The 16,029-nt window shown below is 40.0% G+C and carries 14 protein-coding genes; 3 read left to right on the forward strand and 11 right to left on the reverse strand.

Annotated features, from left to right (window positions below):
- Nucleotides 1–4 precede the first annotated feature (4 nt).
- From RZ55_RS05135 to RZ55_RS05150, 4 genes are all read right to left on the reverse strand, one after another.
- The gene (locus RZ55_RS05135) at nt 5–361 is read right to left on the reverse strand and encodes a hypothetical protein (protein WP_051592270.1); all 357 of its coding nucleotides are present in this window, start codon (nt 359–361) and stop codon (nt 5–7) included.
- Nucleotides 362–393: 32 nt separating this feature from the next.
- Nucleotides 394–1,782, reverse strand: a complete 1,389-nt coding sequence (locus tag RZ55_RS05140; protein ID WP_057175890.1) for a flavocytochrome c — start codon at nt 1,780–1,782, stop codon at nt 394–396.
- A gap of 76 nt (nt 1,783–1,858) precedes the next feature.
- Nucleotides 1,859–2,875 carry an alcohol dehydrogenase AdhP gene (gene adhP, locus RZ55_RS05145; RefSeq protein ID WP_034535094.1) on the reverse strand — a complete coding sequence of 339 codons (1,017 nt, stop codon included), beginning with the start codon at nt 2,873–2,875 and terminating at the stop codon, nt 1,859–1,861.
- Between the two features lie 175 nt (nt 2,876–3,050).
- The gene (locus RZ55_RS05150) at nt 3,051–3,956 is read right to left on the reverse strand and encodes a DMT family transporter (RefSeq protein WP_057175891.1); all 906 of its coding nucleotides are present in this window, start codon (nt 3,954–3,956) and stop codon (nt 3,051–3,053) included.
- Nucleotides 3,957–4,085: 129 nt separating this feature from the next.
- Here RZ55_RS05150 and proB point away from each other — a divergent pair, with 129 nt between their 5' ends.
- Together proB and RZ55_RS05160 are read left to right on the forward strand one after the other, a co-directional pair.
- A complete protein-coding gene (gene proB / locus RZ55_RS05155; protein WP_241772053.1) occupies nt 4,086–4,901 on the forward strand; it encodes a glutamate 5-kinase in 816 nt (271 codons plus the stop codon).
- On the forward strand, nt 4,894–6,138 hold the full coding sequence (locus RZ55_RS05160; protein ID WP_057175892.1) for a glutamate-5-semialdehyde dehydrogenase: 1,245 nt from the start codon (nt 4,894–4,896) through the stop codon (nt 6,136–6,138). The genes proB and RZ55_RS05160 overlap by 8 nt, the downstream gene beginning before the upstream one ends.
- 52 nt (nt 6,139–6,190) lie before the next feature.
- On the opposite strand, the gene guaA is transcribed toward RZ55_RS05160, so the two are convergent.
- From guaA to helD, 3 genes are all read right to left on the reverse strand, one after another.
- Nucleotides 6,191–7,738: a glutamine-hydrolyzing GMP synthase gene (guaA, locus tag RZ55_RS05165; RefSeq protein ID WP_081034517.1), complete on the reverse strand. Its 1,548-nt coding sequence runs from the start codon at nt 7,736–7,738 to the stop codon at nt 6,191–6,193.
- 77 nt (nt 7,739–7,815) lie between these two features.
- A complete protein-coding gene (gene coaA / locus RZ55_RS05170) occupies nt 7,816–8,739 on the reverse strand; it encodes a type I pantothenate kinase (RefSeq protein ID WP_057175894.1) in 924 nt (307 codons plus the stop codon).
- A gap of 117 nt (nt 8,740–8,856) precedes the next feature.
- Nucleotides 8,857–11,157 carry an RNA polymerase recycling motor HelD gene (helD, locus tag RZ55_RS05175; protein ID WP_057175895.1) on the reverse strand — a complete coding sequence of 767 codons (2,301 nt, stop codon included), beginning with the start codon at nt 11,155–11,157 and terminating at the stop codon, nt 8,857–8,859.
- Nucleotides 11,158–11,309: 152 nt separating this feature from the next.
- On the opposite strand from helD, the gene RZ55_RS05180 reads away from it, so the two are divergent.
- Nucleotides 11,310–11,972 (forward strand): histidine phosphatase family protein, encoded by a 663-nt coding sequence (locus tag RZ55_RS05180; RefSeq protein WP_318531782.1) that lies wholly within the window; start codon nt 11,310–11,312, stop codon nt 11,970–11,972.
- Between the two features lie 45 nt (nt 11,973–12,017).
- On the opposite strand, the gene RZ55_RS05185 is transcribed toward RZ55_RS05180, so the two are convergent.
- Genes RZ55_RS05185 through opp3b form a run of 4 tightly spaced genes read right to left on the reverse strand, consistent with a single transcriptional unit; the run spans nt 12,018 to nt 15,977 of the window.
- A complete protein-coding gene (locus RZ55_RS05185) occupies nt 12,018–12,959 on the reverse strand; it encodes an ABC transporter ATP-binding protein (RefSeq protein ID WP_057175896.1) in 942 nt (313 codons plus the stop codon).
- Nucleotides 12,960–12,970: 11 nt separating this feature from the next.
- The gene (locus RZ55_RS05190; protein WP_057175897.1) at nt 12,971–14,017 is read right to left on the reverse strand and encodes an ABC transporter ATP-binding protein; all 1,047 of its coding nucleotides are present in this window, start codon (nt 14,015–14,017) and stop codon (nt 12,971–12,973) included.
- A 9-nt stretch (nt 14,018–14,026) separates the two neighbouring features.
- Entirely contained in the window at nt 14,027–15,046 is a 1,020-nt protein-coding gene (locus RZ55_RS05195) for an ABC transporter permease (protein ID WP_057175898.1), read from the reverse strand.
- Nucleotide 15,047: 1 nt separating this feature from the next.
- A complete protein-coding gene (gene opp3b, locus RZ55_RS05200) occupies nt 15,048–15,977 on the reverse strand; it encodes an oligopeptide ABC transporter permease (RefSeq protein WP_053792896.1) in 930 nt (309 codons plus the stop codon).
- Nucleotides 15,978–16,029 lie beyond the last annotated feature (52 nt).

Below are 16,029 nucleotides of genomic sequence, written 5' to 3' on the forward strand. Positions count from 1 at the left end.
TTTTTTAGATTTCATCAATTTCGCGTAGTAGCTTTTTGATTTGACCCTTTTGTTCAGCGTTAGGTTTCCCATCACTGATATTCATGATATCTAGGATTTGTTGACCATCATTGATGACGTCTTCTGTCTTAGAATTCATGTTCTTTAGATAAGCGGTCATTAGAATGGTTTGTAGATGTTCCATCGCATCCTCATCACCATTCATGGCACGTTTACCCATACGATGAATCAACATCTTAACGTTGCGTAACTTACGCTTATTTTCAACGTGTTGGTTGTAGTAAGGAAGAAATAATGCGACCACGACTGAAGATGCTTCGGCAATCGCTGCGACCCATTCTGCAATCTCTCCACTGTGCATATGTAAACCTCCTTTATTTATTTTTATCTATCTTATTTGTTTAAATACTTGAAAACTTGTTGACCAGCTTGGCGACCAAAGACAACGGTTTCGGCGATTGAGTTACCACCGATACGGTTGTTACCGTGCAAACCACCTGATGTTTCTCCCGCCGCAAACAAACCATTAATCACGTCATTGTTATCATCTAGCACTTGGGTGAAGTGGTTAATCTTAATTCCACCCATGGTGTAGTGAATGGCTGGTGCAATGTGAATGGCCATGTAATCTGGGTGAGTTAATTGACGGATCATTCCAGTGGTACGACCTAGGTCATCCTTGCCACTTTCAACGGCTTGATTCCACTTAGCAATCGTATCTGCCAACGTCTTTTCGTCGGCACCAATCTTTTCTGCTAGTTCTGCAATTGTATCGCCGTGAATAACCATTCCCATGGAGTCATAGAACTTCACTGCTTGAGCGTGGTTAACAACTTCTTCATCTAAGATTAGGTATGCATGCTTAGTGTCTTGTTGGTTGATTGCGTCGGTCACCTTTTGTCTCGTGTCCAATTCGTTGACGAAACGTTCACCCTTGGTATTTACCAAGATGGCACCTTCACCACGAATGGCTTCACCAATCAAGAATGCATGATCGTTGTCTTGTTGAACGGTTGGATGGACTTGAATCTTGTCCATATCGACCAAGGCAGCACCAATGTCGGTGGCTAGTTTCAAGCCATCCCCGGTTGCTCCTTCTTGGTTAGTGGTACGGTAGTGAGTCAAGTCATCACGGTATTGACCGATTAGTTGCTTGTTAGCACCAAAACCACCAGTAGCTAAAATGACCGCACCAGCATTGATTAAATGTTCATTACCATCGGCATCCTTAACTTCGACACCTGAGATGTTGGCACCATTCTTATCGATTTTTGTAACATCGACATTGTTGTAAACTTCGATGCCCATTTTTTCGATGATTTGTAGGAAACTAGTGACTAAGTAAGCTCCGATTGGCGCTTGTGAACTTGGGCGGTGAGTACGTTTAGTATTCATCGCTCCGGTGATTGTTAAGTCATCTAGTTTGATGTCATGTTGGGCTAGCCAATCAACGGTTAACGCAGCGTGTTCGGTAAAGTATTTCAATAAATCAACGTTATTTTGTTTGCCACCACCGATGTATGTATCGTTGTAGAAGTCTTGAAAACTATCTACCACGTGGTGTTGTAATTGAACGGAAGTTTCAGCAGCGTTCATTCCAGAAGAAGCCCTGGTCGAGTTACCACCTAACTTGTCCATCTTTTCTAATACGACTGGTTTTAGACCCAGTTCTGCAGCTTGAATTGCACTAATTAATCCTGTGGCACCTGAACCAACGATTGCTACATCGTATTGATCTTTTAGTTCTTTGATGTCATTTGGATGAAAAATATATTTAGCCATAACCAAACCTCCTAATGTCATTATTTTAGTACAAAAAAAGCATTGTCCAAAAGACAATGCTTTAATTAGTTAAAAATTATTTAGTAAAATCGATAACCATTCTACCAACAATCTTACCGTTCTTCATTTCGTCGATAACATCGTTGATTTCTGATAGCTTTCTAGTGTGAACGATTGGCTTAACCTTACCTTCAGCACCGAATTGGAAAGTTTCACGTAGGTCTTCTCTAGTACCAACTAGTGAACCTTCAACGTGGATTCCGTTCAATACAGTTTGGGCAATGTTTAGGTCCATGTTACCTTTTGGTAGCGCAACGGCAACTAAGTGACCGTCTGGACGTAAAGCATTGATAGCTTGATCAAAGGCGATTGGGTTAACCGCAGTGATAACTGAAACGTGAGCACCACCGTTAGTTTCTTCCTTAACCTTTTCTGATAGGTTTTCTGAACGGTAGTCGATACCCTTCTTAGCACCTAATTCTTCAGCCTTTTCTAGGTTGTTACCACGAGCAACGGCAATAACGTTAGCACCGAATACGTTGTTGGCGAATTGAACACCTAGGTTACCTAAACCACCGGCACCTACCATTTCAACCCATTGACCTGGCTTAGTGTGACCAACTTTTAGTGCTTTGTACATAGTAACACCGGCACAAGTTAATGAAGTAGCTTCGATTGGGTCCAAACCTTCTGGAACCTTAACAGCGTACTTAGCATCAACGATTACTTGTTCAGCCATAGCACCGTCAACAGTGAAACCAGCATTCTTAACTTCACGACATAATGTTTCTCTACCACTTAGGCAGTATTCACAATGACCGCATCCCTTGAAGAACCAAGCGATTGATACACGATCACCAATTTTTAGATTATCTACATCATCGGCAACTTGAATAACTTTACCTACACCTTCGTGACCGATAATACGGCCAGCTTGGTCACCAAAGTCTCCGTTGGCAACGTGTAAGTCGGTGTGGCATAAACCACAGTATTCAACTTGAACTAGAGCTTCACCATTTTCAATTGGGCGAAGTTCAACATCTTTAACATCTACATATCCATCTGAGTTGTCTCTTACTACTGCAGCTTTCATTGATAAAATCTCCTTCATAAATACAAACTTGATATTGTTTTCACATATAATGTAACACCATATCGTCCGATAATAAAGCGAAAAATAATAAATTTTTAATGACATTTTTATCATTTTACTCTAACATTGTGAAAGATATCACTATTCATAAGGGTTCTATCATTTTATAAAATTTCTATTCTAATTTATTTTTCTGTGGTAACACTTGAACAAATGCCATCATCAAAATTAATAACCCTCCTATTACTTCAACAAAGGTTAGCTTTAGATGTAAAAAAGATACAGATAAAATCGCAGCAGTTAGAGGTTCAAACGAACTTAATGTTCCGGTTACCGCAGGTTCTAAATAATTTAGACTAGCGACATAGAATAAGTATGCAACCATGGTTCCTACGGTTGTAATGAAAATCAATTCAAATATTAATGTTTCGTTTATGTTTACTTGCGGTGTGTCAATTACGACGATTGGTTGAATAGGTAAACTACCAAGTAACATTGCCCATCCACAGACTAATCTTGGATCGTACTTGTTTAAAAGTTTGATGGGAATCAGCGTACAGTTTGCACCCGCGATTCCAGCACAGATACCGAAGAATAATCCCAACTTAGAGATGGTTAATGATCCAAAATCTCCCTTTGTCGCCAGTAAATATGTACCAACTACGGCTAAAATAATTGAAATAACATCCAATCTAACAGGCAATTTGCGCCTAGAAATCGAATAATAGATGATAATAAAGACAGGGGTAGTAAATTGTAGGACGGTTGCGGTCGCTGCGTTACCAAACCTGACAGCTGATAAGTAGCTGAATTGCGACATCAACATTCCAAAGATGGCAAAACAAATTAATAAGCTTGCCTGACTTTTATCATGCCAAATCATAAAAATGGAGCCACCAACGGTAATCTTGTATGTCAATAATAGTAGGATTCCTGCTAAAAACATTCTAATACCGACGACCCAAAGAACTGGTACGTGTTGCGTTAAGAACATGTAGTCCGCGACAGTTCCAGATGCTCCCCATGAAATACTACCTACAATTACCAATAAAAGCCCAGTTAATCTTCCCTTACCTGCCATAATTAACCCCCTTAATTTATATTAACGATTACAATACATCTAATCTATCTCTAATGCAATTTTAATTTACATATTGTTACTTTTTTCAAATTAAAGTAAACTAGTTTTAAAGAACAGGAGATCATGAATATGACAAGTAAATATAAACGAATCGTTGTCAAAATCGGGACTAGCTCCATCATCAATTCTGACAACAGTATTAATATGAAAACAATTCACACATTATCATCCGTGTTGAGTCAATTAAATCAAAGCGGCCACGAAGTTATCTTGGTTACTTCCGGAGCCGTTGGTGTCGGTATGAACACCATTGGATTAAAGACGCGTCCTACCGATATCGGTAAACTACAAGCATTGTCCGCGATTGGTCAAAGTGAACTAATGGATTTGTACTCCGATAGTTTTAAAGAATCCGACCAAACTGTGGCGCAACTACTATTAACGCGCGACGTGGTTGACTATCCTAAGAGCAGTGAAAATGTACTTAAAACCATTAACACCCTTTTGGAAGATAAGGTTGTCCCCATCATCAACGAAAACGATGCCGTCTCGGTCGACGAATTCAATCACCAAACCAGCTTTGGTGAAAACGATCAACTAGCCGCCATTGTGACTAACTTTGTCGATGCCGACCTACTTATCATCCTATCCGACATCGACGGATTGTTCGATGCCAACCCGAAGGACAATCCGAACGCAAAACTACTATCATGGGTACCAGAAATTAGCGATGACTTGATGCAAGTTGCCGGTGACCACGGTTCACAATACGGAACCGGTGGTATGCAAACCAAACTAAACGCCGCCAAAATCATCTTAGATAACCACCGTAAGATGGCAATTCTAAATGGTGATGATCCAGCAATCATCAACGACTTCATTTCTGGTCGTCCCGTTGGTACCTACTTTGGTGCCGAAGCTATGGAGGGTCGTACAAATGAATAAACAAGAATTAATTCAATTAGGCAAAAACGCTAAAAAAGCCAGTTTCCAATCAGCTGGTCTATCTACCACTACTAAGAACGATATCTTAAAGCAATTCGCCAAGGCGATTGTCGATAAGACCGATGAGATTATCGCTGCCAACCAAAAGGATTTACAAAATCCTCAAATCGAATACAAGTTCATCGACCGTTTAAAACTAGACGAAAAACGTATTTCAGACATGGCCAACGGACTACTACAATTGGTCGGACTAGCTGATCCTACCGCTAAGATTGATGGCGGATGGGAAACCGAAGACGGTCTTCGTATCGTCAAACAACGTGTCCCACTTGGTGTCGTCGGTATTATCTATGAAGCCAGACCTAACGTCACAATCGATGCCGCCGGACTTTGTTTTAAATCCGGTAACGCCGTCATCCTACGTGGTGGGAAAGAATCAATCAACTCTAACGTCATCTTGGCCGATATCTTACGTGATGTCTTAAAACAAAACGGCTTAGACGCAAACATGATTCAAGTCATCGATGATCCATCTCATGAACTGGCTCAATCATTCATGGAACTAAACGATTACGTTGATGTTTTAATCCCCCGCGGAAGTGCCCGCTTAATCCAAACCGTTTTAAACAACGCCACTGTTCCAGTGATTGAAACCGGTGCTGGTAACTGCCACATCTACGTTGATAAGGATGCCGACAAACAAATGGCACGAAACATCATCATCAATGGTAAGGTGCAACGCCCTTCCGTATGTAATGCCACCGAAAAGGTATTAATCCATAAAGATGTCGCTGATGACTACCTACCAGATATCATCAGCGATTTACGAGAACGCGGTGTTAAAGTCCGTGGTGATGAAGCCACTCGTTCAATCGTAGACGACGTAATCCCCGCTACTACAGAGGACTGGGACACAGAATACAATGCCCTAATCATCTCCATTAAGGTAGTTGATTCCAGACAAGCAGCCATTGATCACATCAACGAACATGGAACCCACCACTCCGAAGTAATCGTTTCTAACGACTACGCTGCCGGGGTTTCATTCCAACAACAAGTTGATGCCGCCTGTGTTTACGTCAACGCCTCATCTCGTTTCACCGATGGTTTCGAATTTGGTTTCGGTGCCGAAATCGGTATCTCGACTCAAAAGCTTCACGCCAGAGGTCCAATGGGACTAGAAGCATTAACTTCATATAAATACGTCATTAACGGTGACGGACAAACAAGAAAGTAAATACAAAAAGAGCTCAACAGCAATTGTTGAGCTCTTTTTATTTAGGAACTGATTATTCCCATTCAATTGTCGAAGGTGGCTTACTAGTAATATCGTATACTACACGGTTTACCCCTTCTACTTCGTTTGTGATCTTAGTTGAGATTTCTGATAAGACTTCCCAAGGAATCTTAGCGAAATCAGCAGTCATTCCATCAATGGAATTAACGGCACGGATAGCAATGGTGTAGTCGTAAGTACGACCGTCACCCATCACACCAACACTTCTAAAACCAGGTAGAATGGTGAAGTATTGCCAAATATCCTTATCTAAGCCAGCAGCGGCAATTTCGCGACGTAGGATGTAGTCACTGTTTCTAACAATTTCTAGCTTGTCTTCAGTAACTTCACCGATAACACGAATCCCTAGACCAGGACCTGGGAATGGTTGACGCCATACTAAGTAGTCTGGCATACCCATTTCTTCACCCAAGCGTCTAGTTTCGTCCTTGAATAATGAACGAACTGGTTCGATTAGTTTGAATTGTAGGTCTTCTGGTAGACCACCAACGTTATGGTGAGACTTGATAGTTTCAGCAGTGTTAGTACCACTTTCAATAACGTCAGTGTATAGAGTACCTTGAGCTAAGAAATCAACATCCTTAAGCTTCAAAGCTTCTTCATTGAAGACTTCGATAAATTCATTACCGATAATCTTTCTCTTTTGTTCAGGATCAGTAACACCGGATAACTTGTCTAAGAAACGTTTGCTTGCATCAACTTGGATGATGTTTAGACCAAACTTGCCTTCTAGACTATCCATTACTTCCTTAACTTCGTTCTTACGAAGTAGACCGTGGTCAACAAAGATACAAGTTAGTTGATCACCAATGGCCTTGTTCAATAACACACCGGTTACACTTGAATCTACTCCACCGGATAGACCTAAGATAACCTTCTTGTCGCCAACTTCTTCTCTGATTTGCTTGATTTGTAAGTCAATAAAGTCATTCATTGACCAGTTAGCTTCTGCGCCACAAACGTTAAACACGAAGTTCTTTAGGATGTCAGTACCGTACTTGGTATTTCTAACTTCCGCATGGAATTGAATTCCATAGAACTTTCTAGCGGTATCTTGCATTGCAGTAATTGGGCAACCTTCTGCAGTTGCCACATTTTCAAAGCCATCTGGAACCTTACGAACAAGGTCTCCATGACTCATCCAAACTGGTTCTTCCTTAGGCAAATCTTTGAATAGTTCCGCATTATCAGAGGTAATGTCGATATCAGCGTGACCATATTGTCCATGGTCTTCTCCATCAACTTGTCCTCCACCTAGGTTATATGCCATTAGTTGCATACCATAACAGATACCTAGAATTGGAATATTCATTTCGAAAATTTTAGGATCAACAGTTAATGCATCTTCTGCATACACACTGTTAGGACCCCCAGAGAAGATAATCCCTTTAGGGTTAAAAGCCTTGATTTCGTCGATGGTCATATCATGGGGCTTTAGTTCAGAATATACACCAAAATCACGAATACGACGGGTGATTAATTGATTGTATTGACTTCCGAAGTCAAGCACCAAGATTTTATCAAACGATGATAAATCCATTTCAGCCAAACCATTCACTCTCCAATCATTAAATTGTATTTATCATACATAGAAAAGAGAATGCCGTCAAATTAAATCTAGTACTTTCTTAATAAAATTTTATCGATGCGATGATTGTCCGTTTTGTGAATAATTAGGTCTGCCCTAGTCTTGGTAGGCTTAATATTTTCCAACAAATTGGGTAAATTAATTTGTTGCCAAACATCCTTGGCGGTCTCGATGGCCTTCTTACGATCGGTGTGGGCCATTTCGTAGTAGTAGTTAGATGGATTTTGGAATGCAGTATCCATTAATTGTTCGAAACGTTCGATGTACCATTGTTCAATCAAATCATCATCGGCATCAATGTAAATTGAAAAATCAGTAAAGTCGGAAACGTAGATTTGTTGGTTACTTGGTAGTTGTAATGTGTTAATTCCTTCGATAATCAAAACATCAGGTTGGTCAATGATATCGAACTTGTCTGGAATAATGTCGTAGACGTCATGTGAGTAAACCGGCGCTTTGACGTTGTGCTTTCCTGACTTCACTTCGTTTAAGAAGTTAATCAATGACTTCATGTCATAACTTTCAGGGAATCCTTTTCTGTCCATGATGCCACGACGCTTTAATTCAGCTGAATTGTACAAGAATCCATCGGTAGTGATTAATTGGATTTTCTTGTCTTCGAAGTATCTTGATAGCAATACTTCCAATAGTCTGGCGGTAGTTGATTTACCAACGGCCACACTTCCAGAAATCCCGATGATAAATGGCACCTTTCTGTCTTGCTTATCCAAAAAGGCCGTCTTGGTCTTTTGCCATTGGTTGAAGTTTTGGGTACATAGGTCCAACAAATGAACGATGGGAATGTAGACGTCGCGCACGTCTTGGATGGAAATCTCATCGTTAAAGGCCTTGATTTGTTTTAGCCCGTCGGTAGTAACGGGAATCGAGCGTAACTTGTATAAGTCCTTCCACTCGTCTTTCTTAAATGCGTAGTAATTGATTGGATCTGACAATTTTACGCCTCCGTTCAAATAAAAGTAGTACGTCCATAATACCACCGAACATCTTAGAAACGACAAAAAAGCGCCTAATCCCTATGGATAGGCGCTTTTATTTGTTACTAATTGCGATTATTGTAAATCATATAAATCGCTAGGCACAACATCAAACAAGTGAGTTGGCTTTCCTTCAGCGATAATTGTTAGTTCATGCATGGCACGAGTACAGATTGTGTAAACCAATTGACGGTCTGCTTCGTCACCAAAATGTTTGTCATCTGCGTCAAACATGACCACAGAGTCAAATTCTAGCCCTTTAGCAAGGTAAGCAGGTATTACTAGGGTTCCAGTAGTCAAACGTTGGTTTTCGGTCTGTATAAGCGTATTTTTTACGTTTCTGTCGTCTAATTGTTCGGATAATAACTTAGCATCAGCCAAAGTTTTGACAATAATGGCTGTTGTATCGTGTTTTTCCTTATCATTATCGATTCTAGCGACTAACTTATCGAGAGCAGCATCCCTATTTTCAACCACTTGCATGACCGGTTTATCACCGACACGCGCGAATGATTCGATTTGGCTACCGCCTTCTAGAATGTGCTTAGTGAAGTCAGTGATTTGTTCAGTTGAACGGTATGACTTAGTAAGTTGCACGACGTTAGTCTTTTCAGGATCAAACATGGTTGATAGTTCTGATAGCAATGTATGACTATTTTCATGAGTGAAGATAGCTTGGTTCAAGTCCCCTAGTAATGTGAAACGAGCACGTGGGAAGGTGAACTTCATAAATGCCATTTGGAATGCGGTGTAGTCTTGGACTTCATCAATGAATAGGTACTTGATGTCGGTCTTTGGACGTTTACCTGAGATACGATCGAATAGGTATAGGTATACTGAAACATCTGACATTGAGATGTGACCGTTCTTCATTTGGTTGATTGAAGCATCAACTGACTTGGTCCAGTCTTCCTTGGTTAGGTCGTACTTGGATAAGTCGATTAGGTTTGGCACGTTTCTTAAGAAGTGCACTAGTTGGTTGTTAACCCCTAGGAAACGACCATGGACGATTTGTTTTCTAATACGCTTGAAGGCACCGATAACGATGTGTCTTGCTAGGAAGTCGAATTCCTTATCTGCGTTTTCAAATTCGTCTGGATGGGCGTTTTGCACGGCTTGAATTTGTTCTCTACTCAAGTCTTGGACCGCTTGTTCTACCCAAGGCTTCTTCATTTCAACTTTAACACGACGGTTCAAAATCTTAATCAAGCGTTCCTTGGTAGCGTCTAGACGGTTTCTTAGGTTGTAGTTTTCATTGAAGCTGTAGTAGATTTCTGCAATTTGTTCCTTTGAGATAAAGATATCGTCTTGGAACTTCAAATTCTTGAACTTCATGTCTTCACTGTTCAAGTGGTTAGTGTAGGCAGTTTCAGCCTTGAAGAATTCTAGACTGTTCTTTAGGTTGTTGATGTTTCTTAGTTTCTTATCTTCTGAATTATCTTCTTCGAAACGTTCAGAAAGAGTTTCAACCTTGAACTTAGGCACACGCAAACTACTGTATTGGTAGTAAGTCATTTGCACCATGTTTTGTTCACCCAATTCAGGCAACACTTGGTTGATGTAATCGTTGAACAATTGGTTAGGTGAGAACAATACAACTTGCGCTGAGCTTAGTTTTCCTCTGTATTGGTACAATAGGAATGCAACACGTTGTAATACCGCAGCGGTCTTACCAGAACCGGCAGCACCTTGTACGAATAACAAATCTGAATTGGTATCTCTGATAATCTTGTTTTGTTCTCTTTGGATGGTAGTAACGATACTCTTCATCTTGGTATTGGACTTACCATTTAGGTTATCCAATAGCATTTGATCCCCAACCACTTGGTCGGTATCAAAGATTGTTTCAATCTTTCCATCCTTGATTTGGAATTGACGTTTCAAAGTCACGTTTACGGTTTGTTCACCCATTGGTGTGTGGTAGGTCAATTTACCAATTTTACTATCGTAGTAGATACTCGAAATTGGAGCACGCCAGTCATAAATCAAGTAGTGATCTGGACTATCGGCAAAAGAACCTAAACCGATATAAATAGTTTCTGCCTTGTGTTCGCCTTCTTCTTCAAAGTCTAGACGAGCAAAGTAAGGACGTTCTTGCATCTTAGCAAGTTTGTCGTATTCCTTAGTTGCATGTTTCCAACTATTTTCACGTTCTTCTAGCATTTGTTGTTGTTGACGAATGGAGACTGATGTTTCCATCATTCCAGAATAAGTACTGGTCTTCAAACGCACATCATTATAGAAGTTTTTATTAATATCATGTTCATCTTTTTCGGCACGATTAATTTTCTTAACGGCTTCAGCTTTGGCAACTTCGACCTTGGCTAAAACATCATTTAAGTGTTTTTGTTCTTGTTCTTTAATTGATTCAGACATTTGAGCTACGCTCCTATCTTAAAATTTGGTTATTAATTTTAGCACATATATGAAAGAAAGAAAAGCAAATCGAGGCTTAACCTAATCTTTTCTCTACGCCTGCCATATATGATAAAATGTAGACATACAAATATGTCAGGAGGTTTTTTCTGATGATTAACATTTATCTTGTTCGTCATGGACAAACTTATTTAAATAAATACAACCGTATTCAAGGAATCGCCAACGCCCCTCTTACTGAAAAGGGTATTGCTGATGCCATTGATGCCGGAAAAAGATTAAGCTCAATTACATTCAATCATGCATATTCCAGTGATATGCCACGTGCTTTTGATACTGGAAAATATGTATTGCAACAAAATCCCTCAGATATTGAAGAACCTATTGCAGATAAAGCTTTCCGTGAAGAAAACTTTGGTTACTTTGAAGGAAACGATAGTGAAGCTGCATGGCACCAAATTGGTGGACCAGACGGCATGGACAATTACGCCAAGATGATTAGCAAACTAGGTATGGGTGGCACAGCCGATTTAATCGCTGCCCATGATCCTTACGGTGATGCTGAAAACAATCAAGACTTATTGAATCGTTTCATCCCTGGATTAAAGAAAGTCATTCAAAACGCTAGCGACGGTGACAACATTATGATTGCGGCTCACGGTACCATCATCAGATGGGCTGTTGACCAATTCAAGGATGACACCATCGACGTTTCCGAACCTATCGAAAACGGCAGTGTTTCAAAACTAGTATCAAATGCTGACGCCAGTGAAATCAGCGTTGAATACTACAACAACCTAAGTGAAAACGTCTAATCAACGTAAAAATAACCGTTACTTAATAAAGTAACGGTTATTTTTTTAGCTGTTTAAGCGATCCTTGTACATTTGAATTTCGTCATCGGCAGCACGAACATAATGGTTAGGAGCAATTTCAACTAACTTACGTTGCTTTCCATCACTTTCAACACTTGCATCGTAATCTACAATCTCACGTTGTCTTTCAAATTCAGGGTCCGGTACCGGAACAGCTGAAAGTAAACTTCTGGTGTAATCGTGTAACGGATGGGCGTATAGTTCATCGGCATCAGCGATTTCTAACATACGACCATAGTGCATAACACCGATACGGTCACTAATGTATTTAACCATTGATAAATCATGGGCAATAAATAGGTATGTTAGCTTACGTTTCTTTTGTAAGTCCTTAAGTAGGTTAACTACTTGGGCTTGGATTGACACGTCCAATGCTGAGATAGGTTCATCGGCGATGATGAACTTAGGTTTAACAGCTAAGGCACGGGCAATCCCAATTCTTTGACGTTGTCCACCAGAGAATTCATGAGGATATCTGTTGGCATGTTCTTTGTTCAAACCAACAGTTTCCAATAATTCTTCGACTTGAGCATCACGATCAGCCTTGTCTTTAGCTAAGTGGTTAATGTCGATACCTTCGGCAATAATGTCTTTAACCTTCATACGAGGGTTTAATGATGCGTAAGGATCTTGGAAGATGGTTTGGATATCACTTCTGAATTCTTTTTCATCTTTTTTAGTCTTTAGCTTTGAAACATCTTTGCCTCCAAAGATGATTTCGCCACCTGTTGGTTCATACAAATGACTAATTGCACGACCTGTGGTTGTCTTTCCGGAGCCAGATTCACCAACTAGTCCGAAGGTTTCCCCTTCATGGACGTTGAAGGTAATATCATCAACAGCTCTAACTTCGTCTTTACGACCAACGTTAAAGTATTGTTTTAAGTTTTTTACTTCTAAAATTTTTGGTGCATCTTTATCTAACATATTGTCACCACCTATCCTTGTTTAGTCTTTTTAAAGTGTTCTTGACGCTTTACGATGTCAGCTGGTGGAGTCACCTTAGGAGCTCTATCATCTAACAACCATGTTGCTGCGTAGTGAGTGTCAGAAACCTTAAAGAATGGTGGTTGTTCAATTGTGTCAATCTTTAATGCATACTTATTTCTAGCAGCAAATGCATCCCCTACTGGTGGTTCCAATAGGTCTGGAGGAGTACCTGGGATTGATGGTAATACATCTTCGTTGGTATCCAAAGTAGGCATTGAGCCTAATAGCCCCCAAGTGTATGGGTGTTTTGGATTGTAGAAGATTTCATCAACAGTTCCGTATTCAACGATTTTACCCGCATACATAACTGCAACACGATCAGCCATACCTGCAACTACCCCTAAATCATGGGTAATGAAGATGATTGAAGTGTTAATCTTGGTTTGTAATTCCTTCATTAATTCTAGAATCTTAGCTTGGATGGTAACGTCCAACGCAGTGGTTGGTTCATCAGCAATTAAGATTTCTGGGTAGTTTACTAACGCAATCGCGATCACGATTCTTTGTCTCATCCCACCAGAGAATTGGTATGGATAGTCATTGATTCGTTCTTCGGCATTAGTAATACCTACTAGTTTTAACATTTCCAAGGCTTTATCCATTGCTTTTTCTTTGGATAGACCTTGGTGAATCATTAGTGGTTCAGCAACTTGGCGACCAATCTTCATAGTTGGGTCCAATGAAGTCATTGGATCTTGGAAGATTTCAGCAATCTTGCTACCACGTAATTTACTTAATTCTTTTTCGTCTAGTTTTAAAATGTCTTGGCCATCGAATTCGATGCTTCCGTCGACAACATCAGCGTTGGTTGCGTTCAAACCCATAATGCTTCGAGTAGTTACTGATTTACCAGAACCTGATTCCCCAACGATTGCTAGGGTTTCACCCTTCTTTAAATCAAAACTAATGTCACGAATGGCTTGAACAGTACCCGCGTAAGTTTTGAAATTAATTGATAAATTTCTAACTTCTAGGATGTTTTCCTTGTTTTCCATTCTTGTCACCTACTCTCTTGACTTAGGGTCAAATGCATCTCTTAGACCATCACCTAAAATGTTGAATGCAATCATTAATAATGAAAGAACGATTGCTGGAACCCACATTTGATATGGTAAGAATTGGAATGACTTTTGACCGTTACTAATCAATGTACCTAATGAAGCAGCTGGAGCTGGAACCCCAATTCCGATAAATGATAGGAATGCTTCGAAGAAGATTGCACTTGGAATAGTGAACATAGTATTAATGATAATCACTGAAGTTAAGTTTGGTAATAAGTGCTTGAAAGCAATCTTAAATGAACTTTCACCCAGTGAACGTGCAGCTAGCACGAATTCTTGACTCTTTAGTTCAAGTGTTTGTGCACGAACCAAACGAGCCATGTTAATCCAACTAGTAAATGCAATCGCAATGATGATTGCAGGAATACCTGGTTTTAATACCAATAGTAGAAGAATCATAACAACTAGGTTAGGAATTGATAGTAGGATTTCGATGACACGTTGCATGAAAGTATCAACCTTTCCACCAATCCAACCTGAGATAATTCCGTAGGCAACCCCGATAGTTAAATCGAAGAAAGTTGCGACAACGGCGATTAATAGTGAAATTCTAGTACCGAATAATGTTCTTGCGAACAAGTCACGACCTAAGTAGTCACTTCCTAACCAGAAGTAATGGTTAGCAGCAGCACCTGTATAGGCGTTAACACGTGCTCCACCTTGCACTAAAGTTCCGTTAAATCCAGGAATGTCAATTCCAGGAATACGTGGTGGTAAGTTATTTAAGTTTGGATGAGTTGAAATGCTGCTGAATGCAGGAATCAATGCTGATCCAAATGATACGACAAATAAGAAAATCAAAATGTATAGTGAAATCATTGCCGCTTTATTTTTCTTTAGACGACGCCATGAATCCTTCACAAAAGTAAGAGAAGGAGTCGCGATTTTTTCATTATCTAAATGTGCACCATCTGATAATGGTTCAAAGGCGTCTTTTGGTAGTTGTTTTGCTTTATCTGCCATTTTATTCTCTTCCCCCTGCTACTCTGATTCTTGGATCGATTATTCCGTATACGATGTCGGTGATTAATAATACGACACATAATAGGAAACAATACATAACTGTAAGTCCCATAATTGTTGGGTAATCGTTTGTTAACACTGAGTTAACGAATTGTTCACCAATACCTGGAATTGCGAAAATGTTTTCAACAACTAGTGATCCAGTCATGATGTTTACGGCCAATGGACCGATGATTGTTACCAATGGGATTAAACTATTTCTTAAAGCATGGTGGTAGATGATACCGAACTTGCTTAGACCCTTGGCTCTTGCTAGTTCAATGTAGTCTGAACTTAAAACGTCAACCATTTCAGTACGTACGAAACGCGCTGATTCGGCTAATGGCATTGCTGCCAATGCTAATGTTGGAAGGATTGTGTATGCAAATCCACTCCAACCGGCAATTGGCAACCAGTTCCACTTCAAAGCAATTACGTATTGTAGTAATACTGAGAAGACGAATGAAGGAATTGAAATTCCTAGAATTGAGATGATAGTAGTTGAAGTATCAACCCATGTGCTCTTCTTGATTGCCCCGACAGCACCAACAATGATACCGGCGATAACACCGACAACCATTGCTTGAGCACCCAATAGAAGTGATGGTCCCATACGACTTGAGATTAGGTATGAAACTGGTTGATCACTGAATTGGAATGATGTTCCAAAGTTACCTTGAACGGCGTTCACTAGGTAACTAATGTATTGTTGCCAAACTGGTTTATCCAAGCCGTATTGTTTTAACACCATGTAACGTTCGGCTGGAGAAAGCTTGGCTTCGTTAGTCAATGGAGTCCCTGGCATTAACTTCATTAAGAAGAATGTCACAGTGACAACTATGAATAACGTTAATAACAAGTAGAAAATTCGCTTTGCTAAAAACTTAACCATATTTTTTATCCTCACAATCTTTCAGGGAAAATTCCCCTTTATGTACGGAAGA

Source organism: Apilactobacillus kunkeei (genome assembly GCF_001421115.1).
GTDB classification, from domain to species: Bacteria; Bacillota; Bacilli; order Lactobacillales; family Lactobacillaceae; genus Apilactobacillus; species Apilactobacillus kunkeei_F.

Coding starts and splice junctions, on each gene's coding strand:
- RZ55_RS05135 (WP_051592270.1), bottom strand. CDS start 361: ATGCACAGTGGAGAGATTGCAGAATGGGTCGCAGCGATTGCCGAAGCA.
- RZ55_RS05140 (WP_057175890.1), bottom strand. CDS start 1,782: ATGGCTAAATATATTTTTCATCCAAATGACATCAAAGAACTAAAAGAT.
- adhP (WP_034535094.1), bottom strand. CDS start 2,875: ATGAAAGCTGCAGTAGTAAGAGACAACTCAGATGGATATGTAGATGTT.
- RZ55_RS05150 (WP_057175891.1), bottom strand. CDS start 3,956: ATGGCAGGTAAGGGAAGATTAACTGGGCTTTTATTGGTAATTGTAGGT.
- proB (WP_241772053.1), top strand. CDS start 4,086: ATGACAAGTAAATATAAACGAATCGTTGTCAAAATCGGGACTAGCTCC.
- RZ55_RS05160 (WP_057175892.1), top strand. CDS start 4,894: ATGAATAAACAAGAATTAATTCAATTAGGCAAAAACGCTAAAAAAGCC.
- guaA (WP_081034517.1), bottom strand. CDS start 7,738: ATGGATTTATCATCGTTTGATAAAATCTTGGTGCTTGACTTCGGAAGT.
- helD (WP_057175895.1), bottom strand. CDS start 11,157: ATGTCTGAATCAATTAAAGAACAAGAACAAAAACACTTAAATGATGTT.
- RZ55_RS05180 (WP_318531782.1), top strand. CDS start 11,310: ATGATTAACATTTATCTTGTTCGTCATGGACAAACTTATTTAAATAAA.
- RZ55_RS05185 (WP_057175896.1), bottom strand. CDS start 12,959: ATGTTAGATAAAGATGCACCAAAAATTTTAGAAGTAAAAAACTTAAAA.
- RZ55_RS05190 (WP_057175897.1), bottom strand. CDS start 14,017: ATGGAAAACAAGGAAAACATCCTAGAAGTTAGAAATTTATCAATTAAT.
- RZ55_RS05195 (WP_057175898.1), bottom strand. CDS start 15,046: ATGGCAGATAAAGCAAAACAACTACCAAAAGACGCCTTTGAACCATTA.
- opp3b (WP_053792896.1), bottom strand. CDS start 15,977: ATGGTTAAGTTTTTAGCAAAGCGAATTTTCTACTTGTTATTAACGTTA.